Source organism: Arthrobacter antioxidans (genome assembly GCF_023100725.1).
Classification (GTDB): domain Bacteria; phylum Actinomycetota; class Actinomycetes; order Actinomycetales; family Micrococcaceae; genus Arthrobacter_D; species Arthrobacter_D antioxidans.
On the sequence record NZ_CP095501.1, the window covers coordinates 873,219 to 896,264 of the forward strand.

At 71.9% G+C, this 23,046-nt stretch carries 24 protein-coding genes; 9 read left to right on the plus strand and 15 right to left on the minus strand.

What is annotated here, in order from left to right:
* The first annotated feature begins 676 nt into the window (after positions 1-676).
* Together MWM45_RS04120 and MWM45_RS04125 are read left to right on the plus strand one after the other, a co-directional pair.
* Positions 677-1,696 carry an LLM class flavin-dependent oxidoreductase gene (locus MWM45_RS04120; RefSeq protein ID WP_247828357.1) on the plus strand — a complete coding sequence of 340 codons (1,020 nt, stop codon included), beginning with the start codon at positions 677-679 and terminating at the stop codon, positions 1,694-1,696.
* Between the two features lie 105 nt (positions 1,697-1,801).
* Positions 1,802-2,632: a GAF domain-containing protein gene (locus MWM45_RS04125; protein ID WP_247828358.1), complete on the plus strand. Its 831-nt coding sequence runs from the start codon at positions 1,802-1,804 to the stop codon at positions 2,630-2,632.
* A gap of 18 nt (positions 2,633-2,650) precedes the next feature.
* Here the strand turns inward: MWM45_RS04125 and MWM45_RS04130 are convergent, their stop codons facing one another.
* Both MWM45_RS04130 and MWM45_RS04135 read right to left on the minus strand, forming a co-directional pair.
* On the minus strand, positions 2,651-3,532 hold the full coding sequence (locus MWM45_RS04130; RefSeq protein WP_247828359.1) for a hypothetical protein: 882 nt from the start codon (positions 3,530-3,532) through the stop codon (positions 2,651-2,653).
* A 9-nt stretch (positions 3,533-3,541) separates the two neighbouring features.
* A complete protein-coding gene (locus MWM45_RS04135; RefSeq protein ID WP_247828360.1) occupies positions 3,542-4,312 on the minus strand; it encodes a DUF429 domain-containing protein in 771 nt (256 codons plus the stop codon).
* Between the two features lie 123 nt (positions 4,313-4,435).
* Between MWM45_RS04135 and MWM45_RS04140 the strand changes: the two genes are divergently transcribed.
* The gene (locus MWM45_RS04140) at positions 4,436-5,245 is read left to right on the plus strand and encodes a hemerythrin domain-containing protein (protein ID WP_247828361.1); all 810 of its coding nucleotides are present in this window, start codon (positions 4,436-4,438) and stop codon (positions 5,243-5,245) included.
* Entirely contained in the window at positions 5,245-5,400 is a 156-nt protein-coding gene (locus MWM45_RS04145; RefSeq protein ID WP_247828362.1) for a hypothetical protein, read from the plus strand. The genes MWM45_RS04140 and MWM45_RS04145 overlap by 1 nt, the downstream gene beginning before the upstream one ends.
* 29 nt (positions 5,401-5,429) lie before the next feature.
* Here MWM45_RS04145 and MWM45_RS04150 read toward each other — a convergent pair whose 3' ends face one another.
* Both MWM45_RS04150 and MWM45_RS04155 read right to left on the minus strand, forming a co-directional pair.
* Positions 5,430-5,657: a hypothetical protein gene (locus MWM45_RS04150; RefSeq protein WP_247828363.1), complete on the minus strand. Its 228-nt coding sequence runs from the start codon at positions 5,655-5,657 to the stop codon at positions 5,430-5,432.
* 104 nt (positions 5,658-5,761) lie between these two features.
* Positions 5,762-6,205: a hypothetical protein gene (locus MWM45_RS04155; RefSeq protein WP_247828364.1), complete on the minus strand. Its 444-nt coding sequence runs from the start codon at positions 6,203-6,205 to the stop codon at positions 5,762-5,764.
* Positions 6,206-6,278: 73 nt separating this feature from the next.
* On the opposite strand from MWM45_RS04155, the gene MWM45_RS04160 reads away from it, so the two are divergent.
* A complete protein-coding gene (locus tag MWM45_RS04160) occupies positions 6,279-7,091 on the plus strand; it encodes an SDR family oxidoreductase (RefSeq protein ID WP_247828365.1) in 813 nt (270 codons plus the stop codon).
* Positions 7,092-7,122: 31 nt separating this feature from the next.
* Here the strand turns inward: MWM45_RS04160 and MWM45_RS04165 are convergent, their stop codons facing one another.
* From MWM45_RS04165 to MWM45_RS04175, 3 genes are all read right to left on the minus strand, one after another.
* Positions 7,123-8,811 carry an amidohydrolase gene (locus MWM45_RS04165; protein WP_247828366.1) on the minus strand — a complete coding sequence of 563 codons (1,689 nt, stop codon included), beginning with the start codon at positions 8,809-8,811 and terminating at the stop codon, positions 7,123-7,125.
* A gap of 31 nt (positions 8,812-8,842) precedes the next feature.
* A complete protein-coding gene (locus tag MWM45_RS04170) occupies positions 8,843-9,817 on the minus strand; it encodes an aldo/keto reductase (protein WP_247828367.1) in 975 nt (324 codons plus the stop codon).
* Positions 9,818-10,003: 186 nt separating this feature from the next.
* Complete coding sequence (locus MWM45_RS04175) at positions 10,004-10,672, minus strand: ScbR family autoregulator-binding transcription factor (protein WP_247828368.1); 669 nt, start codon at positions 10,670-10,672, stop codon at positions 10,004-10,006.
* Positions 10,673-10,717: 45 nt separating this feature from the next.
* On the opposite strand from MWM45_RS04175, the gene MWM45_RS04180 reads away from it, so the two are divergent.
* Both MWM45_RS04180 and MWM45_RS04185 read left to right on the plus strand, forming a co-directional pair.
* Positions 10,718-12,016, plus strand: a complete 1,299-nt coding sequence (locus MWM45_RS04180; RefSeq protein ID WP_247828369.1) for an AI-2E family transporter — start codon at positions 10,718-10,720, stop codon at positions 12,014-12,016.
* Complete coding sequence (locus MWM45_RS04185) at positions 12,009-12,980, plus strand: D-2-hydroxyacid dehydrogenase (protein ID WP_247828370.1); 972 nt, start codon at positions 12,009-12,011, stop codon at positions 12,978-12,980. Before MWM45_RS04180 ends, MWM45_RS04185 begins: the two co-directional genes overlap by 8 nt.
* A gap of 32 nt (positions 12,981-13,012) precedes the next feature.
* On the opposite strand, the gene MWM45_RS04190 is transcribed toward MWM45_RS04185, so the two are convergent.
* Entirely contained in the window at positions 13,013-13,402 is a 390-nt protein-coding gene (locus MWM45_RS04190; RefSeq protein WP_247828371.1) for a VOC family protein, read from the minus strand.
* Between the two features lie 108 nt (positions 13,403-13,510).
* Between MWM45_RS04190 and MWM45_RS04195 the strand changes: the two genes are divergently transcribed.
* Positions 13,511-14,770, plus strand: coding sequence for a glycosyltransferase 87 family protein (locus MWM45_RS04195; protein WP_247828372.1), 1,260 nt, complete (start codon positions 13,511-13,513; stop codon positions 14,768-14,770).
* Here MWM45_RS04195 and MWM45_RS04200 read toward each other — a convergent pair.
* The 4 genes from MWM45_RS04200 to MWM45_RS04215 all read right to left on the minus strand — a co-directional run bounded on the left by MWM45_RS04200 (position 14,757) and on the right by MWM45_RS04215 (position 19,388).
* Positions 14,757-15,602, minus strand: coding sequence for an SDR family oxidoreductase (locus MWM45_RS04200; protein WP_247828373.1), 846 nt, complete (start codon positions 15,600-15,602; stop codon positions 14,757-14,759). The genes MWM45_RS04195 and MWM45_RS04200 overlap by 14 nt on opposite strands.
* A gap of 39 nt (positions 15,603-15,641) precedes the next feature.
* Positions 15,642-17,456 carry a glutaminase A gene (gene glsA / locus MWM45_RS04205; RefSeq protein WP_247828374.1) on the minus strand — a complete coding sequence of 605 codons (1,815 nt, stop codon included), beginning with the start codon at positions 17,454-17,456 and terminating at the stop codon, positions 15,642-15,644.
* Positions 17,457-17,503: 47 nt separating this feature from the next.
* On the minus strand, positions 17,504-17,959 hold the full coding sequence (locus MWM45_RS04210) for a hypothetical protein (protein WP_247828375.1): 456 nt from the start codon (positions 17,957-17,959) through the stop codon (positions 17,504-17,506).
* Positions 17,960-18,026: 67 nt separating this feature from the next.
* Complete coding sequence (locus tag MWM45_RS04215) at positions 18,027-19,388, minus strand: APC family permease (protein ID WP_247829122.1); 1,362 nt, start codon at positions 19,386-19,388, stop codon at positions 18,027-18,029.
* A 262-nt stretch (positions 19,389-19,650) separates the two neighbouring features.
* Between MWM45_RS04215 and MWM45_RS04220 the strand changes: the two genes are divergently transcribed.
* Complete coding sequence (locus MWM45_RS04220; RefSeq protein WP_247828376.1) at positions 19,651-20,322, plus strand: pentapeptide repeat-containing protein; 672 nt, start codon at positions 19,651-19,653, stop codon at positions 20,320-20,322.
* 24 nt (positions 20,323-20,346) lie between these two features.
* Here the strand turns inward: MWM45_RS04220 and MWM45_RS04225 are convergent, their stop codons facing one another.
* The 3 genes from MWM45_RS04225 to MWM45_RS04235 are packed head-to-tail and all read right to left on the minus strand — an operon-like array spanning position 20,347 to position 22,976.
* The gene (locus MWM45_RS04225; RefSeq protein ID WP_247828377.1) at positions 20,347-21,228 is read right to left on the minus strand and encodes an NmrA family NAD(P)-binding protein; all 882 of its coding nucleotides are present in this window, start codon (positions 21,226-21,228) and stop codon (positions 20,347-20,349) included.
* Between the two features lie 40 nt (positions 21,229-21,268).
* On the minus strand, positions 21,269-22,249 hold the full coding sequence (locus tag MWM45_RS04230; RefSeq protein WP_247828378.1) for a CPBP family intramembrane glutamic endopeptidase: 981 nt from the start codon (positions 22,247-22,249) through the stop codon (positions 21,269-21,271).
* Positions 22,250-22,253: 4 nt separating this feature from the next.
* Positions 22,254-22,976 (minus strand): YoaK family protein, encoded by a 723-nt coding sequence (locus MWM45_RS04235; protein ID WP_247828379.1) that lies wholly within the window; start codon positions 22,974-22,976, stop codon positions 22,254-22,256.
* Positions 22,977-23,046 lie beyond the last annotated feature (70 nt).

Below are 23,046 nucleotides of genomic sequence, written 5' to 3' on the forward strand. Positions count from 1 at the left end.
TTCCAGGATGAGCAGGAAGCCGGAAACCATCGAGTCCGTCCAGGGCGACGTCATCGCCGTCATCGCCCAGGTCCGCGCTGTTGCTCACGTGGAGCGGGACGAGCAGCGGAGCCGTGCAGCTGACTGACTCGACGAGCTGGTCGTCGACATCAGGGGCGAACACCATCTCCGGGAAGCCGCCGCGGAGGCTTCGACCCTGGACGGAGGCATGGCGTCGTTCTCCGATGCCGGAACTGCCGGGTCGTCCTCCGCCGTCACCCGGTTGGGCACCGTGCTGCGGCACGCCCGGACCTGGTCGACCCGGGATCATGCGCCGATCGCGTTCCGCGTGACCGCGTGACCGCGTGACCGCGCATCACCCGATGGCTGCGTCGCGAGGCTCGCGGCTTCCGCTCCGACGCACCCTGGAGCGACGGCCGCGTGGACCGTGACATCACCATGAGCAGGTCGACGTACGGAGGCCGGTCGGCCGACAACGAGACCACTGCGACAGCCATGCGGGCCTCCTGCCCGGACGTGGGGACCGGGCCGTGGATCGAACATGGCACGGGCCATCCGATCGAGAGCCCCGCGTAGTCCGCAGCGGTCGAGGTGGAGGGCCGGCGTGCGCTCGGAGCCACCCGCTCCCCGGACCCCGGGCGGGAATGGGGACGTCCTCCCGAGCGCTGCACCCGGCATGACGAAAATCGGGTTCCTGTCCTTCGGCCACTACCAGGATGTGCGGGGCTCGCTCGTCCCCACCGCGCAGGAGGCCCTTGTCCAGGCCATCGAGCTGGCCGTGGCGGCCGAGGAGCTCGGCGTGGACGGCGCCTACCTGCGCGTGCACCATTTCGCACCCCAGTATTCGGCGCCCTTCCCGCTGCTCGCGGCGATGGCCGCGCGGACGAAGACCATCGAACTGGGGACCGGCGTCATCGACATGCGCTACGAGAACCCGCTCTACATGGCGGAGGAAGCCGCCGTCACCGACCTCGTCAGCAATCGCCGCCTGCAGCTCGGGATCAGTCGCGGATCTCCCGAGACCGCCCTCGACGGCTGGCGCGCCTTCGGCTATTCCCCCGCGGAGGGCTCCGACGAGGCGCGCATGGCACGCGACAAGGCGTTGCTCTTCCGTCAGGCGATCGCGGGCTCCGGGATCGCCGATCCCAACCCGCGGATGTCCGGCAGTACCGGCAGGCTCCCGATCGACCCGCTCTCGCCGGGATTGCCGGAGCGTATCTGGTGGGGGTCGGGCACAAGGGCCACGGCCCAGTGGGCGGGGGAGCAGGGGATGAACCTCATGAGCTCGACCCTTCTCACCGAGGACACGGGCGTCCCCTTCGACGAGCTGCAGGCCGAGCAGATCGCCGTCTTCCGCAAGGCATGGGCGGAGGCGGGTCACGGGTGGACCCCGAGGGTCTCCGTCAGTCGCAGTATCCTGCCGATCGTCAGCGAGACCGACGAGTACTACTTCGGTGTCCGCGCCCAGCGCGAATCACGGGATCAGGTGGGAATCCTTGACGGCGCCCGGTCCCGTTTCGGCCGCAGCTACATCGGTGCCCCCGACGTCATCGCCGCAGAGCTCGCCGCCGATGCGGCGGTGCAGGCGGCCGACACGCTTCTGGTGACCATCCCGAACCAGCTGGGTGTGGATTTCAATGCCGCGCTCCTCGGGAACATCGTGCAGCTGGTGGCTCCCGCTGCCGGATTGCGCTGAAAATGAGCCCGTACTTCTCCTCGACCCGATCCTGGGCTACCGTGTAACCATAAGCATGCTGATCTTCTTGGGGGACAGCATGACCCAGTAGCTCGAGGAGAAGCCGTGCACCAGGTCCAACTGGAGCTGATGCTCACCGCGTTGTCGGCGGGCGGCTTCTCCCCCGAGCAGGTGTGGCTCCGCTGCTGCGCGATGGGCGGACGGCTGACCGAGGCGCAGATGGTCCGCTTCCTGTACTCCGATCAGAGCCACGCCGACCCGGGCATCACCGATCTCGACCGGGACATCCTCGCGCATTCGATCAACGAGATGTTCTGGGACCGGGACCTGCCCAGCTGCGTGCCCTACGTCCTGGACTCGATGGGTAGTGCCCGGACCGCCGACGGCCCGAGCATCAGCGCCGCAGCGGCCTGGTTGCTCACCGACGCGGAGGCCGAGACCGAGCGCCTGCGCTCGCTCACCGCGAGCGGCCTGCTCGCCTCCGGTCCGGCCCCGGCGCTCGACGCCCTCGTGGTCGAGGCCCGCGATACGTTCGATGTGAGCTCGGCGAGCGTCTCCCTGATCGGCGCGGACCATCAGTTCCTCAAAGCGTCGGTGGGGCCCCTGTGTCGGCTCCTGCCCAGGCGGGAGAGCTTCTGTGACGAGGTCATCCGCACGTCCGCGCCCCTCGTCCTTCCCGATACGGTGGGCGACGAGCGTTTCCGTCACCATTCGCTGGTGGTCAGCGAGCCCTCCCTGAGGTTCTACGCGGCGTATCCGCTGCGCGGCCCCGGAGGGTGGAACATCGGGACCTTCTGCATCCTCGATCAGCACCCCCACGGCTTCTCCGCCGGCGATCGCCGCGTCCTCCACACGTTCGCGAACCGTGCGCAGCGGGAAGTCTGGACGCACCTGCCCGTCGGCGCTGCCCTGCTCGACGACGCGGACGTTTCCTGACCGGACAAGCGGACGGCGTCAGCCGTCCAGCAGCGTCCGGGCCGTCTCCTCCGCCGCTTCCGCCTCCTCCATTGAACGCGTAGCGGCTTCCGTCTCGCGGGCCAGTGCGGAGACCTGCTCGTCGGCGTCGGCCAGCTCACGACGCAGCGCACCCAGGCGTTCCTCGAGGTCCTCGATCGAGGCGCTCAGCCCCTCCCGCCGCACCCTGATGCGTTCCGTCGCCTCTGCCGCCGTCGCCAGCCGGGCCCGCGCGTCGGTGAGCGCTTCGCGTGCAGCGGCGAGCCCCGCCTCGGCCTTCTCACGCTGACGTGCGGAGGGTCTCCGCGGCGTCGTGTGCGGCTTGCCGTCGTCGTCGCCGGTTCCCCCCGCTCCCGCCGGACCGGACGCCGGCGCCGTGAAGGGGCCCGCGACGGCGCCGTCGAGGTCCACCGGATCCCAGCCGCTCGCCTGGAGGGGGCGCACGAGCCGCCCGGTCAGGACGGCGGCCGCCGCCGCGGGATCGGCGAGGGCGGCGCGCAGGGTCTGCTCGACGTCGGGGAGCGCCGCGGGACCGACGTCGTGCCCCACCTCTGCGGCGGCGTCCAGCGCCTGGCGGGCGACGGCGGCGAGGAGCCGCTGCCGCTGCTGGCCGAGCGCGTGCAGTTGGGCCCGGTCGAGGCTCGCCTGCGCTTCCTCGAGGGACGCGGCGAGCTCCAGCACCTGCTCCACCTCGCCGCGCCGACGGTCGACGAGCACGTTGACGAGCCACGCGGCCGACGACGGCTTGGGGAGCGCGCGGAGGGCGGCGGCGAGGTCCTTCTCGCCGTCCTTCGCCGCCTCCTTCGCCGCAGCGTTGCGGGCGGCCGTGAAGCGGTCGAGCGGCAGGACGTACAGGGCGCCGGCCCGTTCGGTCAGGTCCATGACCGCCTCCTACCCCTCGTCCCCGGGCCGCGCACCCTCCGGTGCGAGCTCCTCCAACCGTCCCACGGGCAGGGCGATCCAGCCCTCCCGGCGCGCCTGCTCCCGATACCCGGGCGGCACCGGATGTGTCCGGCCGAGGGCGTGAGCACGGGCGGCGAGGGCGGCGATCACGGCGTCGAAGGCGTCGTCCGAGGAGATCATGAGGTGCCGGTCGGCACTCCGGAGGTCCAGCCACGGCGCCCCTGCCAGGAGCCGGTCCAGGAGGGCCTCACGCACGCCGTGGTCGGTCTTGTATCCGCGGGTGTCGAGGCCCCAGCCCCGCAGCGTGGCGGCGGGATACACCTCCACGGCGGTCCCGCCGCCGGCACGGTCCACGGGGGTGCCGAGGGCGTCACCGATCGCGTCCAGCAGCACGGCGCAGTGCATCGCCGTGAGGCCGAGCCGGTCCGTGGCGACACTCAGCGGCCAGCGGCCCGTGATGTCACGGGTCACGCGGTCCGTCGCCCGGTAGGCCAGGCGGCGGCGCCACGCCAGGCCCTCGTCCGCACCCCCGTCCACGCGCAGGCCCTCGGCGTGGCGCGTGACGAAGGTGACGAAGTCGTCGGGCCATCCGAAGGCGCAGTCGATCCCGAGGCGGTCGACGTCGGGGGCCACCCGTGCGATTTCGGCGTCCCGGACGCCGAGGCGTACGTCCACGGTGACCGTGGGCCGGGACCAGTCGAGTACTGCGAGGGCGGTGCCCTTCGATTCTGCTGCGAGATCCACGCCGGCGGTGAGCACGCCTGATTATAGGCACCTGCGGCGGCGCCCTCCAGTGACGATCGCTCCTGCCGCGGGCAGCGGTCCGGGGGTAGAGATGGAGGGACGCCGTCCGCCACCGACCCGAGAGGTACCAGGAGACCAGTGCATCCCTCGATCGCAGACCAGACCACCGATCAGCTCGGCGGGCCGCTCAGCGTGCTCGTGCGGCAGAAGGAGGACCACATACGCCTCCACGATCTGATGGGCCGGTTGAGGGGCACCGGCGGCGAGGAACAGGCGCGGGTCCTGCTGGAGATCTACCGCCTCGTGTTCCCGCACGCCTTCGCGGAGGAATCAGTACTGTGGCCCGTGATGCGCCGCGTCCTGCCCGACGGCGACGCGCTCACCCTCCAGGTGGAACAGGAACACCAGGAGGTCAACGAGCTCGTGAGGACGCTCGAGAAGCTTCCGGCCGGCGCGCCCGGGCGCGCGGACGTCCTGGGGCGGCTCACCGAGGTGCTCGACGACGACGTCCGCGACGAGGAGGACGCCCTCCTCCCGCGGCTGCAGGCGCGGATCTCCCGCCGCGACCTGCAGGTCCTCGGCGTGCTCTGGGAGCTGGTCCGCCGGATCGCCCCCACCCGGGCCCACCCCGTGGTGGCGCGACGCCCGCCCGGGAACGTCGTCGCCGCCCTGCCGCTCTCGGCCCTCGACCGGGCCCGCGACGTCGTGGACCGGGCGCTGCCCGGCGCGCCCGGAAAGGTGACCCCGGTGCTGCACCGGGCCGGTTCGGCACTGGAACGCGCCTCACACGCCGTCGAACGGCTGCCCGTCCTGCGCTCGGGCGAGGACCCGTCCACGCGCTCCATTCCTGGCAGGCCCCCGTTCCCCTGGGGGACGGTCGTCGTGGGCGCCGCCGCTGCGGGCCTGGTGGCGGCGACCATCGGTTCACGGAGGAAGGAAGGACCCTGATGGATGCACGATGCCCCAGTTGCGGTTCCACGCTCGTCGAACTCGGCGAGGATCAGTGGCCCGCGGAAGGGCCGGTCCCACCCGGCACGCTCGCCGTGTTCCAGTGCGAGCAGAACCACAGGATCACCGTGGGGCAGACCCAGGTGCAGGCCTGACGGTGCAGGCCTGAGGGAACCGCCCGGCGTCACGCCCCCGAGGCGTCGTCGATGATGCGCGTCAGCTCGTCCCGCAGGGCCGCGGCCTCGTCCAGGGTGAGTTCGAGCTGCTGGCCCTGCTCCACCCAGCCGACACTGACCGCCGGCCGGCCCTCGCCGTCCGCCGAGGAGGTCAGGCCCACCGCGAGGGCCCGGCCGCCCGTGTGCGTGACGTCTCCGACGATCAGCTCGCCGCCGTCATCCCCTGCAACCGCCATGGCCCCTCCGCCGTCGTCCGTTCATGGTGCTCCCATGCTAGGCACGGCCGGGACAGGAGTGTCCACCCCTTCCTGCCCGGGGGCGTGCTCCCTCGGGTGCCGGACTACCCTGCGTCGGCCGGCCGGATCGCGAGATTGGGGTGCAGCAGCCCGAAGCCGTCGTCCGTGATGGCGTTGCGGTCGATGTCGTCCGGCAGCAGCACCACCGTGGCCCTGCTGTCGCGCATCACCGGGCCGGCCGTCCCGCGCTCGAGCGGCGCACATTCCAGGCCCACCCCGATGCCCTCCTCCGCGAGGAGGCACACGGTGTCCTCGCTCGCGCTGCCGGCGGTCGGCCGGGCCGCGAAGTACTCGACGCCGTCCTGCTCGGCGAGGAACCGCGTGGTCGCGAGGTCGATGCCGTCGAGGTCCGTCTGGATGGTCAGGACGTCCTGCTCCGCCTGGTCCTGCTCCAGCACGTCGAGCACGGGCCCGCCCGCGCAGCCGGCCAGCCCGAGGACCGCACCCGCGCCCGCCATCAGGACGCCGATTCTCGTGGTCGGACGCATGGATCTCCTCGGCGCAGCAGGACGATGGGTGGTGCCTCCAGCCTAGCGAAGCCGGCGCACCTAGGCTGGGGCCATGGACTCCACCTCCGCCCTGTCGGGGCGCACGTTCGTGGTCACCGGGGTGAGCCGGCGCCGGGGCATCGGCTACGCCGTCGCCTCCCGCCTCGCCGCGATGGGCGCCAACCTGTTCCTCCACCACTTCGCCCCGCACGACGACGAGCAGCCCTGGGGTGCGGACAGCATCGACGACGTCGTCGCCGGCATCCGCGGTCGGCTGCGGGACGGCGCCGGGCTCGCCCACGCGGAGATCGACCTCGCTGAGCCCGACGGCGCCGAACAGCTCATCGCGGCCGCGGCGGGAGCCCTCGGTCACCTGGACGGCCTCGTCTGCAACCATGCGAGGAGTGGGGGTGACGGGCGGCTCGGCGAGATCTCGTGGCAGGACCTGGACGCGCACTGGCAGGTCAACACGCGGTCCACCCTCCTGGCGACGAAGCACTTCGCCGACCAGCACGACGGTCGGGAGGGCGGCCGCGTCCTCTGGATGACCTCCGGCCAGGTGGCCGGCCCCATGTCCGGGGAGATCGCCTACGCGGCGTCCAAGGCCGCGCTCGCCGGGCTGACGGCGTCGGTCGCCGACGACCTCGTGGACCGGCGCATCCTGCTCAACACCGTCAACCCGGGGCCGGTGAACACCGGGTACCTGGACGAGGACACGACGGACCGCCCGTCGGAGGTGCTGCAGGGCGTCCTCGCCCACTGCCCGTCCGGGCGCTTCGGCGAGCCGGACGACCCGGCACGGCTCATCGCCTGGCTGTTGAGCGACGAGGGCCGCTGGATGGTGGGTCAGGTGCTCAGCACCGAGGGCGGGTTCCGCCGCTGGTGACCTGCCGGTGACCCGCCGGTGAGATCTCCTGCTACCGCTCGAAGACCACGCGCCCACCCACGATCGTCAGGTCCACCGCCACCGTGTGCAGGTCCGAGGCGTCGACGCCGAACGGGTCGACGGTCAGCACCGCGAGGTCCGCGGGCAGGCCTGCGCGTACCCTGCCCGCCGTGGACCGGGTGACCCGGGCGGAACCCGCCGTGTACGCGGACAGCGCCGCCTCGAGGGTCAGCGCTTCCCCCGGCACCAGGGGCGGGATGCCCGGATGGTCGGGGTGCGTCCGGTTGACCGCGACATGGATGGCCTGCCATGGATCGGCGTCGGACACGGACCAGTCGGAGCCCATGGCGAGCGGCGCCCCGCCGGACACCATCGACGCGAACGGGTACTGCCACCGCGCCCGGTCCTCGCCGATCAGGGGCACCGTGAGGGACCGCATCTGCTCGTCGCTGCAGGCCCAGAGCGCCTGCGCATTGACGGTCACCCCGAGGTCGCCGAAGCGCGGGACGTCCTCGGGATGCACCAGCTGCACGTGGGCCATGGTGTGCCGCGGACGCCAGGAGCCGTCGGGCGGCACGTGGGCCCGGGCATGCGCGACGGCGTCGAGGCCCGTCCTGACGGCGCGGTCGCCGATGGCGTGCAGGTGGAGGTCGAACCGCGCGGCCTGCAGGGCGGCGACGACGGCGTCGAGCACCTCCGGCGGCAGATAGGTGGGGCCGCGGTCGGCCTCGGTCGGGGAAGGAGCCACGCAACCGCAGCCGACGGGCTCGTAGGGGTCCAGGAGCGCAGCGGTCCGGTTCTCGGGCACGCCGTCGACCATGATCTTGGCGCTCGACGTCGGGAAACCCGCCTCCGCATTGACGCGTCGGCGCTCGCTGAAGTCCTTGATCAGGTCCGGGACGTCCTGCACGGTGAGGCCCCGGGGCACCCAGAGCGCGCCGGTCGCCCGGCCCGTCAGCCGGCCGGAGGCCGCAAGCGAGCGGTAGGCGGGCGCGGCGTCGGGATAGCCGGCGTACTCGCCGATGATGGCCTCCTGCCACCCCGTCACGCCGAGGGCGTGGAGGTGGCGCTGGCCGTGCAGGATGCCGGCCTCGACGGCGGCCCGGGTGATCGGCGGCAGCAGCCGGGCGACGAGGGCCATGGCCCCCTCGTGCAGGATGCCGCTCGCCGATCCGTCGGCGCGGCGGCCGATCCGCCCGTCCGGCGGGTCGGGGGTGCGCCCGTCGATGCCCGCCCGCCCGAGCGCCGCCGTGTTGACCCAGGCGCTGTGGTGGTCCCGGTTGATGAGGTAGACCGGCCGGTGCGGCGCGACGGCGTCGAGCACGCGGGCGTCGGGGAACCCGCCGTCGTAGTCGCCCTTGTACCAGCCGGCCCCGGTGATCCAGTCCTGCCCGTCCGTCGCGTCGGCATAGGCGGCCACGGCGCGCTGCACCCCGGCGGCCCCGCGGTGGTCCGCGAGATTGCACGCGAGGGCCTCGATGCCGCCCATGAAGGTGTGCGCGTGGGCGTCCGTGAAGCCGGGCGTGAGCAGGCGTCCCCGCAGGTCGACGACGTCGGTGCGCGGTCCGGCCGCGGCCAGGGCCTCCGCGTCCGTCCCGACCGCCGAGACGGTGCCGCCGGTGACGGCGACCGCCGTCGCGGTGGGGTGGAGGGACCGGCCGTCGAAGACGCGGCCATTGACGAGGACGAGGTCCGGGTGGACGACGAGGCGGGCGGGCATGCGGGTCAGCGGACGCTGGGGCGGACCGGCATCAGAACCCGACGAGGGGGTGGGGCACGTAGTGCTCCTCGAGGGCGAGGACCTCGGCGTCCGTCAGGTCGAGGTCGAGGGACGCGAGGGCGTCCTCGAGGTGCCGGGGCTTGCCGACCCCGACGATCGGCGCTGACACCACGGGATTGCGCGACACCCAGGCGAGGGCCACCTGGGCGCGGGTGACGCCGCGGGCCTCCGCCACGGTCCCGACGGCGTCGGCCACGCGGCGGTCGGCGTCGAGGGTGCCGTAGAGCGTCCTGCCGAACTGGTCCGATTCCGAGCGCGACGTCGTCTCGTCCCACGGACGGGTGAGCTTCCCGCGCGCGAGCGGGCTCCACGGCAGGACGCCGATGCCCTGGTCCGCGCACAGTCCGTACATCTCGCGCTCCTCCTCGCGGTTGATCAGGTTGTAGTGGTCCTGCATGGTGACGAAGCGGGTCCAGCCGTTGATGCGCTGCAGGTAGAGCGCCTTCGAGAACTGCCAGGCGAACATCGAGGACGCCCCGAGGTAGCGCACCTTGCCCGCCTTCACGGCGTCGTGCAGTGCCTCCAGGGTCTCCTCCAGGGGAGTCGCCGGATCGAACCGGTGGATCTGGTAGAGGTCCACGTAGTCGGTGCCGAGGCGGCGCAGGCTGTTGTCCAGTTCCGTCAGGATCGCCTTGCGCGAGAGCCCGGCGCCGTTCGGCCCCTCGTGCATGCGCCCGTGGACCTTGGTGGCGATCACGGTGTCCTCGCGGCGCGTGAAGTCGGCCAGCGCGCGGCCCACGATCTCCTCGCTGGAACCGTCCGAGTACACGTTGGCGGTGTCGAAGAAGTTGATGCCCGCCTCCACGGCGGCGCGGATCAGGGGGCGGCTCTGCTCTTCCGGCAGGGTCCAGGCGTGGTTGCCGCGGTCGGGGGAGCCGTAGCTCATGCAGCCGAGGGCGAGCGGGGAGATGTCGAGCCCGGTCGAGCCGAGTTTCACGTAGCGCATGCTTCACCTTTGCTGGCGGGAATGTCCCGTCAGCCTAGTTCGGGCGGCCCACGGTTGCGAAGCGCAACCGTGGGCGCCCGGGGCACGGTCCCTCGGGACCGGGCAGGGTGCTTCCCCCACGGAGACCCTGCAGTGCCAGCAGCAACAATAGCGATGATCGGCCGGAAAACAAACCGTTCGACCGGTTTATTCCGAGGGGCCGTCCCGGAACAGGGCCACGAGGTGCGGGACGCGCTCCTGCCGGTCCGGACCGACGACGCCCGGCAGGAGCATCTGCCACAGGTCGGCGAGCCGCTCGATCACGTCCGCCCGGCCCGTGAGCACGTTGGACACCATCTGCACGCCGGTGTAGGACCCGACGACCACCTGCGCGAAGGCGTCGGAGTCCAGGTCCGGCCGCAGGTCGCCGTCCTGCTGGGCCATCCGGGCCAGCTCGCCGAAGCGCGCTGCCCAGTCGACGTAGGGCCGGCGGACGTCGTGCCCGAAGGCCGACGCCTCGAAGGTCAGGCGGATCCCGGCGCGCATGACGGAGTGCTCGATCAGCTGCAGGGTGAAGCCGCGGCAGATCAGCACCATCGTCTCCAGCGCCGGTCGCCCCAGGGCCTGGACGCGCGCTCCGTCCGCCGAGGCGATCGCGTGCTGCTCCTCGATCACCGCCACCGCGAGGGCGTCCTTCGACGCGAAATGGAAGTACAGCGCGCCCTTGGTGACCTCGGCCGCGGAGGCGACGGCGGCCAGCGAGGTGTTGCCGTACCCGTGCTCCTCGAAGACGCCGGCCGCGGCGAGGATGATCGCCGAGCGGGTGGACCGGGCGCGCGCCTGTTGCCGGGCCGGGGGGAGTGTCGCTTGCCTCATGACGCAATTCTCCGGCACAACCGGGTGGTAGGGCAGGATGGCTGTGTGACACGCGAGAATCCCGAGAACGACAGCGCCCGGAGCGACACCGCCACCCCCACCGACACCCCCGCCGACACCGGACCGTCCGCCGCCGACGGCGCCCGGGGTGCCGAACCGCACGGATCCACGGTGGCCCGCCGTTTCCGCCCCCGTGCGCTCGCTGACGGACTGCGCGTCAGCGCGGTCTGGACCGCCCGGGCGCTGATCGTCCTCGCAGGCCTCGTGGTCCTCTGGTACGTCACCGGGGCGCTGTGGTCGATCGTGCTGCCCACCCTCTTCGCGCTGCTCCTCGCCTCGGTCCTCTGGCCCGTCAACCGGTTCCTGCGCAAGGGCCTGCCGAAGGTCCTGGCGGCCCTCCTGACGCTGCTCGGTTTCCTCGGGGTCGTCGTCGGCATCGGGGCGGCGACCATCCCCGCGATCGCGAGCGGCGTCACCGAACTCTCCGGCCTGGCCCGCGACAACGTCGCCGACCTCGTGGACTTCGTCGGCGGGCCGCCGCTGAACTTCGACGCGGCCAGCCTCGACGAGGTCGTCGACACCGCCCTGACCCAGCTCCAGGCGAACGTCGGGAACGTGGTCACCGGGATCACGGCGGGCCTGAGCGAGCTGACGTCCCTGACCGTCGTCGTGCTGCTGGCGCTCGTCTTCACGTTCTTCTGCCTGAAGGACGGCGACCGCTTCATGCCGTGGGCGTCCCGCTGGACGAACTCGGCCGCCTTCGGCCACGCCTCCACGATCGCCAGCGGGACCTGGAAGACGCTGTCCTCCTACATCTTCGCCCAGGCCACCGTGGCACTCGTCGATGCCCTCTTCATCGGGCTCGGCCTCGTGCTGCTGGACATCCCGCTCGCCATCCCGCTGGCCGTCCTCGTGTTCTTCTCCGCCTTCATCCCCGTGGTCGGGGCGATCGTGTCCGGGCTCGTGGCGACCCTCGTCGCCTTCCTCGCGTACGGCTGGGTGAGCGCCCTCGTGGTGCTGGGACTGGTGATCCTGGTCCAGCAGCTCGAGAGCAACTTCATCCAGCCGCTGCTGGTGGGCCGTACGCTCGAGATCCACCCCGCCGTCGTCCTCGCCTCCGTGACCGTGGGCGGCACCCTGTTCGGGCTGATCGGTGCGTTCCTCGCGGTCCCGACGACGGCGGTCGCGATCGTGGTGCTCCGCTACCTCCGCGACCTGTCCACCGAGAACCGGCCGGAGCGGGGAGCCGGGGCCGACGGCCCGCCGCAGCAGTCGCAGGGCACCGGGGTGACGACGACGGAAGCAGGACCCCTCGCGCACAGCCCCGAGCAGTCCGGTGCGTAGCCGCCCCGTGGTGGCCGTGCTCGAGGGGGCGCGGCCCGTGCGGGGGCTCGAGCGTGTCGCCGAGCTCGCCGAGGTGAGGGTGGCGCAGGCCGCCGACCTCGACCGCGCGCTCGACGGCGCCGAGGTGCTCTACCTGTGGGACTACTTCTCCGGGGCTCTGCCTGCCGCCTGGCATGCCGCCGGATCGCTGCGCTGGCTGCACGTCGCCGCGGCCGGCGTGGACAAGCTCCTGTTCCCCGGCCTCGTGGCCTCCGACGTCGTCGTCACGAACGCGCACGGCATCTTCGACCAGCCGATGGCGGAGTACGTGCTCGGCGCCATGTTGCACTCCGCGAAGGGCTTCGGCCCCCTGCGCGACCAGCAGCGGGCGGGGCAGTGGACGTGGCGTGAGGGCCGGAACATCGCCGGGACCCGGGCGCTCGTCGTGGGCACGGGCAGCATCGGCCGGCACACGGCGCGGCTCCTCCGGGCGGTCGGGGTGCGGGTCGAGGGGGTGGGCCGCACCGCCGTCGCGCACGACGACGACTTCGGCCGCATCCACGCCTCCGCCGACCTGGCGGGTGTGGTGGGTGACGTCGACTGGCTGGTCCTCGTGGCGCCCCTGACCCCGGCCACCGAGAACCTCGTGGGTGCGGAGGTCATCGGGGCGCTTCCGGCCTCGGCGGTGGTGATCAACGCGGGCCGGGGTCGGCTCGTGGACGAGGAGGCCCTCGTCCGCTCCCTCGTGGGCGGGGCGATCGCGGGCGCCGTGCTGGACACGTTCGCCGTCGAGCCGCTCCCGCCGGAGCATCCGCTGTGGTCCCTGCCCACGGTCCTCGTCACCCCGCACATGGCGAGCAACGCCGATTCCTGGCTGGACGACCTCGCCGCGCAGTTCGAGCGGAACTTCCTGCTGTGGCTGGAGGACCGGCCCCTGCCCGGCGTCGTCGACAAGGCCCTCGGCTACGTGCCCTCGAGGGGGTAGTCCCGGTCGGAGGCCCCGACCCCCGGGAGCGCCTACGCAGGCGCCTGGATGACCAGCAGCATGGTGCCCTCCGGGTCGCGGACGTAGGCCACCGTCTCACCCCACGGCATCGGCGACGGACGCAGTGGCACCTGCGCCTCCGCCTCGCGCGCGGCGTCGACGACGGCCGCGAGGTCCTCCACATAGAGGCAGACGTCGACCGCGTGGCCGGTGGCCGGCAGGGGCGTGGCGCCGTACAGGGCCGGCGACGTGCCGACCCCGAGCGCGAGCTGCCCGTCCCCGATGCGCAGCGTGACGTAGACCGGCTCACCCTCCTCGGGGAACCGGTAGATCTGGCCGGCCGCGAACACGCGTTCGTAGAACGCGCACGTGGACGCCAGGTCGCTGCAGTTGATGATCGGGAACACCTCGCGCCGTGTCATCGCCCAAGGGTATGCCCCGAGGTCCCGAGGGCGCCGGGTAGATTGGCGCGGGCCACGCGGCGGGTGAGACGATTGCCGCTGCCGCCACCCGCCGATCAGGAGCCATCCGTGCGCATCCGCCTGCCCCGTCCGGAGACCCGCAACAGCGCCCGCACGGTCTGGTTGTTCTTCGCCCTCGTCCACGCCGGATTCCTCGCGCGGCTGCTGCCCTTCATCATCGGCGGGGGGGTGCTCAGCGACGTCCGCTTCTACCGGGAGTGGGCCTACCAGGCGCTGGGTGACGGGGTGTGGCAGGGCATCGACACGGCGTGGGTCTACCCGGCCGGCGCCCTCGCCCCGATGCTCGTCGCCGCGGCGTTCGGGCCGTATCTGTACCAGCTCGCCTGGTTCGTGCTCTTCGCGGGCCTCAACGCCGTCGGTGTCGCCGCGCTGATCCGGCGGGGCACGCCGTCGTCGTACACGGCCGCCTACTGGTGGCTCACCGTGACCGCGCTCCTCGGACCCGTGGCCGTGGGCAGGATCGACGGGCTGACCGCGCCGCTGGTCATCACCGCGCTGCTGATCGTCGCCGCGCGCCCGTTCGTCGCGTCCCTCCTGCTCAGCGCCGCCACGTGGATGAAGGTGTGGCCGGCCGCGGTGGTGCTCGCGGCGCTCGTCGTCGTCCGTGAGGGACGGCTCCGGGTCCTCGCGGCGGGCGTGGCGCTCACGGCGGGCATCGCCGTCGTGGTGGCGGTGTTCGGCGACGTCCGCAACCTCACCGGCTTCCTGAGCGCGCAGGGCGCCCGCGGCATGCAGCTCGAGGCGCCGCTCAGCACGCCGGGCGTGTGGCAGGCGATCACCGGGACCTCCGGCGCCTACTTCTTCGAGGACGAGGTCATCAACACCATGGAGGTCCGCGGTGCCCTGAGCGGGCTGGTGGGGGACCTGATGTCCCCGCTGCTCGCCCTCACGGTGCTCCTGGTCGCCGTGTTCCTCGGGATCGCCCTGCACCGCGGCGCCGAGCCGGGCGCACTGCTCGCCACCGGGTCGCTGGCCCTCGTCAGCACCCTCGTGGTGTTCAACAAGGTGGGCTCACCGCAGTTCATGCTGTGGATCGCGGCGACGATCGCGGCCGGCCTCGTGCTGGACCGGGCGGCGGAGTGGCGCTACCCGGCCGTCGCGATGCTCGCCACGGCCGCCCTGACCACACTCGTCTATCCCGTGTTCTACGACGCCCTGCGCTACGACCTGAACCCCGCAGTCGCCGTCCTGCTGACCCTGCGGAACCTGCTCGTGGTGAGCATCTTCGTGTGGTCGCTCGTGCGGTTGGGGCACCTCACGGCGCGGGCGCGGTCGGCCGCGGAGGCCGCCGCACCTAGGAGTGCCTGACGCCCTGCCCGGCGAGCACCGCCCGGTAGCCCTCGCGGTAGGTCGGGTAGCCGAAGGTGAAGCCGGTCCCGCGGAGCAGGCTGCTGTCCACGCGGCGGGCACCACCACGGCCCGACGTCGGCTCGCCCGGGGGCGGGACCGGCAGGTCCAGTTCGGCGGCCAGGAAGCGCAGCACCTCGCCGAGATCCACGGGCAGTTCGTCGCTGCCGAGGTAGATCGGCGCGGGGGAGGCCACCTCGGTGACCAGGTGCACGATCGCGGCCGCGGCGTCGTCGCGGTGGATCCGGTTGGTCCACTGCGGTTCCACCGGCAGCACCGCGCTCCCGCTCCGCACCTGGTCGATCAGGCGGGTGCGGCCGGGGCCGTAGATGCCCGAGAGGCGGAGGACCGTCCCGTGGGCCGAGCCCTCGAGGAGGACCTGCTCGGCCTCCCGGACCAGCCGGGCCGTGGGGGCCGTGCTCTCCGCGGGTGACTCCTCGGTGACGAAGGCGCCGTCGAAGTCCCCGTACACCGCCGTGGAGGACACGAAGAGGATCCGCCGGGGCATGACACCGTCGCGCTCGAGTGCGGCCAGGACGTTGCGGGTGGCCTCCACGTAGGCGCTGCGGTAGGCGGCCTCCGTGCGGTCTCCCGCGGCGGTGGCGATGAGGACGACGTCGGTGTCCGCCGGGATGGTCGGCAGGTGCTGCGTCAGGTCGACGGACACGCCCTCGATCGCGGCGGGGAGGCGTCCGGCGGAGCGGCGCCAGCCGACCACGCGCTCGCCCCGTGCGGCCAGTCGCAGCCCCACCTCGGTCCCGAGATCCCCGCAGCCCGCTATCAGCACCGTCATCGCACCACTCTAGTCACGGATCCTCCAGTCACGGATCCTCTAGTCACGGATCCGCACCGCGGTCTCGCGCAGGTACAGGTCCACGCGCGTGTAGGCGTCCCGGGTGAGCGCCTTCCAGAGTTCGACGGCGAGGTTCGGGTCCTCCTTCTCGATGGCCCGGATGGCCTGGGCCGTCAGCACCTTCACGTGCACGTCCTCCAGCGCCTTGACGGTGGTCTCCTGGCGGTCGTCGCTGCCGAGCGCCAGCTCGCCGAACGTCATGCCGGCGCTCAGGGTGGTCAGCTTGAGGCGCTCGCCGGAGGGCCCGGGCACCGACGTGACGATCTTGCCGGAGAGGATGAAGTAGACGCCGCCGAAGGACTGCCCCACGCGCCGCACCACGTGGCCCTTCTCGTAGGTGCGGTCCTCCATCCGGAGCGTCAGGGCCTCGACCTCCCCGCGGGTGAGCGGGCTCAGCGCCGGGCACTGGGACACCTCGACCTTCGAGGGGAGCAGGAGGTCCCCGCCGTACCGCGTGATGAGCTCGTTCTCGCACCATTCGACGGCGGCGGTGCGCGTGTCGAAGGTGGGGACGGGCCGGTCCACGTCCTTGAAGGTCTCCGCGAGGGTGCCCTCGCCGTCGATCAGCACGAGGTCGCACCCCACCTTCGTGAGGTTCTCCCGCACCTCGCCGAGCAGGCGCAGCGAGACGTCGGCGACCTCGTCGACGCGGCGCAGGTCGAGGATCACGAAGTCGACGTCGTCGTCGAGTCCGCTCAGCTCGCGCACCATGGACTCCGTCCCCGCGAAGAGCAGGTCGCCGTTGAGTTCGATCACCCTGGCCTGGTGCGCGTGGTCGCGGAGGACGTCCATCGCCTCCTCCGTCCGCCGGATGCCCGACGGCGCGGCCAGGATGTCGTAGGTGGCGCGGATGGCGGACTTCCCGGCGCGCGCGGCCCGGACGAAGTGCAGTTCCATGTCGCGGGAGAGGCGCTGGCTCGTGGCCATGCCGCGGACGCTGCTGCCGTGCTCGTCGAGGGGCGGCGAGTAGATGGCGAGGCCCACCTGGCCCGGCAGGACGGCGATCGTCCCACCGGCCACGCCGCTCTTGGCGGGCATCCCCACCGTGCTGATCCAGGATCCGGCGTCGTCGTACATGCCGCACGTGGTCATGACGGACAGCACGCGTTCCACGGAGAGCAGGTCCAGCGCCTCGACGCCCGTGATCGGGTTGCGGCCCGAGTTCGCGAGCGTGGCGGCCATGACGGAGAGGTCCATGCAGTTGACCATCACCGAGCACTGCCGGAAGTAGTCCTCGATGACGGGCGTCGGATCCGACTCGATGATGTCGAAGGATCGCAGCAGGTAGGCGAGCGCGCGGTTGCGGTGGCCGTGGTCGAGCTCCGAGCGGAAGATCTCCTCGTCGACGCCCAGTTGGCGGCCCGCGAACTGCGAGTAGGTGCTGAGGATGCGCTTGAAGCGCGTGTTGCCGCCGCGCGACCGGACGAGGGACGTGGCCGTGAGCGCGCCCGCGTTGATCATGGCGTTGGAGGGCCGGCCGCTCCCGGGTGCGAGGGAGATCTCGTTGAACGTGTCCCCGGAGGGCTCGACGTCGACCTTCGCGTCCACGGCCTCCATGCCGAGGTCGGCTAGGGCCAGCCCGTAGGTGAAGGGCTTCGAGATGGACTGGATGGTGAATTCCTCGCGGGTGTCGCCGACCTCGTACATGTAGCCGTCCACCGTCGTCAGGCAGATCCCGAAGTTGTCGGGATCGACGTTCGCCATCGCCGGGATGGAGCTGTAGGGCTTGCCGTCCCTGAGTTCGGAGATCTCCCGGTGGATGGTCTTCAGGTAGCTCTCGATCGGCGATTCCATGCCTTCCACACTACGGGTGCGGCGACCGGCAGCCGACCGGTGGCGGATCAGCGGCCGGTGAGCGTGTGCCGGACCGAGAGCACGAAGAGCTGGACGACGGCGGTGGCCACACCGAGCATCAGCAGGATCGGGGCGGCCATGCTCACGTAGCTGAACCAGGGCGCGGCGTAGGGGCCCATCTGCCCGGCCGGGAACGTCTCGGCATACTGCTGCGCGTGGATCATCGGTGCCGCGAGGAGATAGGCGCCGAGTGCCACGAGGACGCCGGCGACACCCCAGATCCAGGGGTCGTAGGGATTGCGGGGATGCGCCGGTCCGGTGGCCCGGACGCCCGGCTCCGGCCCCACCTCCCGGATCACGGAGGTGCCGGGGCCCGGCGGTTCGGCGACGGGCGCGACGGGGGCCGGTGAGCCCGTCCCCGCGGATGCATCGGTGACACCGCCACGCTGGTAGATGCCCTCGTAGCGTGGATCGTGCGTGGACTGCGGGCCACCACCGGTCATCGGTTGTCCTCCCCCTGGATCGACGAATGCCCCCAGTAAACCATGCCCGCCGCCGCGGGCCGCGGAGTCAGCGGACCTGCCCCGGGCGGGCGGCGAGCCGCTCGAGGAGCCGTTCCTCGGCGTCGTGCCCGGGCGCGATCCCGCGGGGGATCCGCAGCAGGAAGACGAGCCCCAGGACCCACCACAGGCCGAACAGGATCCACGGCGGGGGCGTCAGTGCCGCGGGCATGCCGGGCAGGTACAGGCTGAGCAGGGCGATGCAGAGGACGACGGCGATCCAGCCGATCACCGCGCCGCCGTTGCCCGCCCCGCCGATGCGCAGCGGCCGCTCCATGGCCGGTTCGCGGCGGCGCAGGATCACGAAGACGAGCGAGACCAGGATGTAGGCGAGGACGATGCTGGGGGCGCCGGAGTCGACGAGCCAGCCGAGCATCTGCGTGCCGAAGAACGGGGCCGCGAAGGACAGCGCGCCGATGAAGATCAGGGCGTTGACCGGGGTCCGGTAGCGCGGGTGCAGCACGCCGAACCAGCGGGGGAGCATGCCGGAGCGGGCCATGGAGTACATGAGGCGGGACGCGCCGAGGAGCAGCGAGTTCCAGGAGGTGAGGATGCCCGCGATGCCGCCGGCGATGAGCACGTTGGCCATGAGGTCCGAGCCGAACATCGCGCCCATGGCGTCGGCCGTCGCGATGTCGGCGACGGCGATCTCGCCCGCCGGCATGGCGGACGAGGTGGTGAGGATGGTCATCACGTACCAGATGGTCGCGAGGATCACGGCGACGACGACGAGGCGGCCGATCTGCCGTGCGGGGATGTCCACCTCCTCCGCGGACTGCGGGATGACGTCGAAGCCGACGAACAGGAACGGCACCACGACGAGGACGGCGAAGAATCCGGCCGAGCCGCCCGTGAAGAAGGGCTCCATGTTGGCCGCCGAGCCGCCCGTGACGCTGCCGAAGACCAGGATCAGCCCGATGACGAGGAGGAACACGACCACGAAGGTCTGCGCGGCTCCCGCGATCTTCACGCCGCGGATGTTGACCAGGGTGACGACGACGGCCGCGACCGCACCGACGAGCGCCCAGGTCAGGTGCACCTCGTCGCCGGCGACCGTCCAGAGGGGAATCCTGCTGAGGCCGGGGAAGATGTACTCGGCGGTCCGCGGGAGCGCCACGGCCTCGAAGGCGACGATCGTGACGTAACCGCCGGTGATGGCCCAGGATCCCACGAAGGACCAGCGGGGTCCCATGCCGCGGAGGAGGAAGTTGTGCTCTCCGCCCGCTTTCGGCATGGCGGCGGTCAGCTCGGCGTACGTCAGGCCCACGACGCCCATGATGACGCCGCCCGTCACCATCGCGAGGACTGCCCCGCCGGTACCGGCCGAGGCGATCCAGCCACCGGTCAGGACCACCCAGCCGAAGCCGATCATCGCCCCGAACCCCAGGGCGAGGGCGTCCCAGTTGCCCAGGACCTTCAGGAGGGAGGTGTGCTCGGCCCCCGTCCCGTGCGTGCTGTCAGGTGCTCTGTCAGGTGTGCTGTCGGGTGTCGGCATGTCGGCTCCAGATCGGTTCGAGGTGGTCCAACTTTACGAGGCGGAGCGGTTCGGACGAAGTGTTGCGTCGGTGATTGGATGGAGGACCGGCCGCAGCCCGACCGGTCCGGACCTGATGCGACGACGAACGGATCCAGCCATGCCACCACGCCCCACGCGCGGCACGACGAACGCGCCACGCCTGTCCCTGCAGCCGCCCGGGGGCCTCACGCGCGTCGAGGCGCCGGAACTGCTGGACGGTGATCACCGGGAGGGTGAGCACTACGGGAAGCTGGTGCTCGACGGCGAGGACCTGTCCGGGATCACCCTGCAGGAGTGCCTGCTCGAGGCCGTGTCCCTGAACGACGCCGACCTGCGGGGCGCCCGCTTCCTCGGCTGCTCCTTCGAGGACCTCTTCGCGCCGGTCCTCCGCGCGCCGCGCAGCACCTGGCGTGAGACCTCGCTGCGCGGCACACGGTGGGGATCGGCGGAGCTGTACGACACCAGGCTCGACGGCGTCCACCTCGACGGCGGGAAGCTGGACTACGTGAACCTGCGCAGCGCCCGGCTGACGGACGTCCTCGTGAGCGGATGCATCATCGGCGAGCTCGACCTCACCGGTGCGCGGGCCACCCGCCTGGCCCTGCAGGACTGCACGATCGGCACCCTCACGCTCGACGGCGCCCGGCTGACGGACGTGGATCTCCGCACCAGCAGCTTCCGGGGCATCAACGGCCTCGACGGGCTGCGGGGCGCCACCATCGACGAGCACCAGCTGCTGATGCTGGCGCCCTTCCTCGCCGAGGGCATGGGGCTGCGGGTCGAGGCCTGAGACGGGCACTGCGCCGGGGTATCCCTAGGCGCCGGGCCGCTCCCCGCCCGGCCGTTCCCCGCCGGGCCGTTCCCAGACGGTCCGCTCCCGGTCCACGAAGGACCGGAAGGACAGCGGGTCCTGTCCCGTGACCCGCCGTACGTCGTCCGTGAGGTGCTTCGCGACGCCCAGCCGGGCGGTGGCGTGGATGACGGTGGTGGTGAGAGCCCTGGCCGTGTCCATCCCGAGATCCGCCCGGGCGTGCCGGAAGTACCCGACGATGCCGGGGTCGCGGTAGGTCACGGTTCGGCCGAGCACCTCCGACAGGGTCCGGGCCACCTCCGCGTAGGTGAGCGCCTCACGGCCCGTCGGGGACCAGGACCGCCCGCGGTGGAGGCCGGGGTCGCGGAGCACCGTGGCGGCGACGGACGCGACGTCGAGGGCGTCCACGAACGCCGTCCGGCCTGCTCCCGCCGGGACGAGGATGCGGTCGTGGTCGCGGATGTCCGCCGCGAACACGGTGCTGAGGTTCTGGTCGAAGTAGGACGGCCGGAGGAACGTCCAGGCCATGCCCGAAGCCCGGAGCCACCGCTCCAGCCGGGCGTGCGGCAGGATCGGGACCCGGTCCGCGCCCTGCACGGAGAGCAGGACCACGTGCCGCACGCCGCGGCGGCGCGCCTCCTCGAGGGACGGCACCATGTCCCGCGCGATGTTCGCCAGGTGCGGCGGCCGGACGAGGAACATCGTGGCCACGCCGTCGAAGGCCGACGGCCAGGTCTCCGGGACGCCGAAGTCGAAGGCGATTCCCCCGGGCTCCGTCCCGCGGCGGCTCGCCGGGCGGACGGGGACGCCCATGGTACGCAGGGCTGTCACCAGGGGTCGGCCCACATTGCCGGTGGCTCCGGTGACGAGGACGGGGGAGGACACATCGGGGAGCATAGCCCCTCGAGCTGTCAGTGGTCAGTGGTCAGTGGTCAGGCGTCGGGCGCGAGGGGAGGGGCGGGCCCGGGAACGGGTTCGTCGGCTCCAGCGCCGGCCGCAGGGTGACGGTCCGCGTCCGGGCGACGCCGCGGCGGTCCGCCAGACGGATGATGATCACGGCGGTGACGGCCATCGTCGCGGCGGACAGGACGAGCCCGCTCAGCGACCCCTCGGTGGAGTTCACATCCACGAGGCCGAAGGCTCCGAGGACGAAGATGGTCATGTTGTTGACCGCGTGCACCGCGATCGCAGCCTCGAGACCGCCCGTCCGCCAGGTGATCCAGCCCGCGAAGATCGCGAAGACCGCCACGTCGGCCTGTCCGAGCGGATCGTAGCCGTGGCCGAGGACGAAGAGGGGCACGGGGAGGAGGATCGCGAAGGCGGGGTGGCGGAGCCAGCTGCCGATGGCCTGCATCAGGAACCCGCGGAACACGTACTCCTCCGCGGCGGCCTGGAACGGGACGGCGAGGACGGACAGGGTCAGCAGGATCAGCAGGGTGGACGTCTCCGGGGGGAGGGGCGCCGGTTCCGCCTCCGCAGGGAAGAGCGCGCCGACCCCGAAGGAGACCGCGAGGTTCACGAGGAACACGGCCACGGAGACGCCCGCGCAGACCGCGAGCCACCGCCACCGGATCCGGCCGGCCACGGAGGAGAGCAGGCCGATCGGCCGGGGTCCCATGATCAGGGCGGCCAGGGCGAGCGCGGGGATCATCAGGATCAGGGAGACCAGGGTGAACGCGAACATCACCGGGTTGCTGAGGTCCAGCACCGACAGGGCGTCGAAGTAGGGTCCCACGCCGGCGGGTGTGAGGCTGGCGAGTGCGAGCCCCGTGACCAGGACCATGATGATGAAGACGACGTAGAACGCGCCGCCGAGCAGGGCGGTGAGGAGCGGCTTCCACCAGCGGTGCTGCGGCCACGACCGTGCCAGCCGGTGGAAAGCGAACTGCTCCTCGATCTGTTCCATGCTCCTACCGTAGTGCGGCTTCCCCGACGTTCTCCGTGTGGCCGCCCGACACGTCCTGCCGGTGACGGAGGTGGCCGAGGAGGGTGACGACGGCGGAGAGGAGCGCCGACACCGCGATGCCGAGCCAGAGGTCGACCCTCAGGGTCAGGGCGCCGACCACCGCGCCGGCCATGATCAGCGCGATCGCGGCGGCGCGCCGGGCCCAGAAGGGACTCTTCCCCCCGGCGAGGCGGGAGTCCGAGGCGAGGCCCGTGATGGTGGACGTGACGACGACGGTGGTGATCTCGGCGACCTTGAGGCGCTTGGCGGTCGCGGCCTGGACGCCCATCACGGTGGCGAGCACCGACGTCGTGATGCTGCCCAGGAGTTCGTCGGCGGCGACGTCGACCAGCGCCACGTAGACGGCGAGCGCGGTCAGGCCGACGGTCACCGTGAGGAACGTGATCGAGGTGCGGCCGGACCATCCCTCGGGTCCCTTCCGCAGCACACGGCCGGCGAGCGCGGCACCCACCATGAAGAAGACGAGGGCTAGTGCCGGCCTGAGGATCGGCAGATCGGCGCCACCCGTGAAGGCCATGCCGAGGAGCACCACGTTGCCCGTCATGTTGCCCGTGAAGACGCGATCGAGCCCCAGGTAGCCGACGGCGTCGATCACCCCGGTGGAGAAGGTCAGGATGAGCATGAGCCACAGGTGAAGGCGGTCCGTGACCACCCGGTTCTTCGTCACGACGGTGTCCTTCGGTTACGACTGTGGGCGAATGTATACGAAGCTTATCCTTGGAGTGTCGATTGTATTC

Coding starts and splice junctions, on each gene's coding strand:
- MWM45_RS04130 (WP_247828359.1), bottom strand. CDS start 3,532: ATGGACCTGACCGAACGGGCCGGCGCCCTGTACGTCCTGCCGCTCGAC.
- MWM45_RS04145 (WP_247828362.1), top strand. CDS start 5,245: ATGGATGCACGATGCCCCAGTTGCGGTTCCACGCTCGTCGAACTCGGC.
- MWM45_RS04230 (WP_247828378.1), bottom strand. CDS start 22,249: ATGGAACAGATCGAGGAGCAGTTCGCTTTCCACCGGCTGGCACGGTCG.
- MWM45_RS04200 (WP_247828373.1), bottom strand. CDS start 15,602: ATGACGGTGCTGATAGCGGGCTGCGGGGATCTCGGGACCGAGGTGGGG.
- MWM45_RS04155 (WP_247828364.1), bottom strand. CDS start 6,205: ATGCGTCCGACCACGAGAATCGGCGTCCTGATGGCGGGCGCGGGTGCG.
- MWM45_RS04170 (WP_247828367.1), bottom strand. CDS start 9,817: ATGCGCTACGTGAAACTCGGCTCGACCGGGCTCGACATCTCCCCGCTC.
- MWM45_RS04120 (WP_247828357.1), top strand. CDS start 677: ATGACGAAAATCGGGTTCCTGTCCTTCGGCCACTACCAGGATGTGCGG.
- MWM45_RS04160 (WP_247828365.1), top strand. CDS start 6,279: ATGGACTCCACCTCCGCCCTGTCGGGGCGCACGTTCGTGGTCACCGGG.
- MWM45_RS04165 (WP_247828366.1), bottom strand. CDS start 8,811: ATGCCCGCCCGCCTCGTCGTCCACCCGGACCTCGTCCTCGTCAATGGC.
- MWM45_RS04220 (WP_247828376.1), top strand. CDS start 19,651: ATGCCACCACGCCCCACGCGCGGCACGACGAACGCGCCACGCCTGTCC.
- MWM45_RS04215 (WP_247829122.1), bottom strand. CDS start 19,388: ATGATCGGCTTCGGCTGGGTGGTCCTGACCGGTGGCTGGATCGCCTCG.
- MWM45_RS04190 (WP_247828371.1), bottom strand. CDS start 13,402: ATGACACGGCGCGAGGTGTTCCCGATCATCAACTGCAGCGACCTGGCG.
- MWM45_RS04150 (WP_247828363.1), bottom strand. CDS start 5,657: ATGGCGGTTGCAGGGGATGACGGCGGCGAGCTGATCGTCGGAGACGTC.
- MWM45_RS04210 (WP_247828375.1), bottom strand. CDS start 17,959: ATGACCGGTGGTGGCCCGCAGTCCACGCACGATCCACGCTACGAGGGC.
- MWM45_RS04175 (WP_247828368.1), bottom strand. CDS start 10,672: ATGAGGCAAGCGACACTCCCCCCGGCCCGGCAACAGGCGCGCGCCCGG.
- glsA (WP_247828374.1), bottom strand. CDS start 17,456: ATGGAATCGCCGATCGAGAGCTACCTGAAGACCATCCACCGGGAGATC.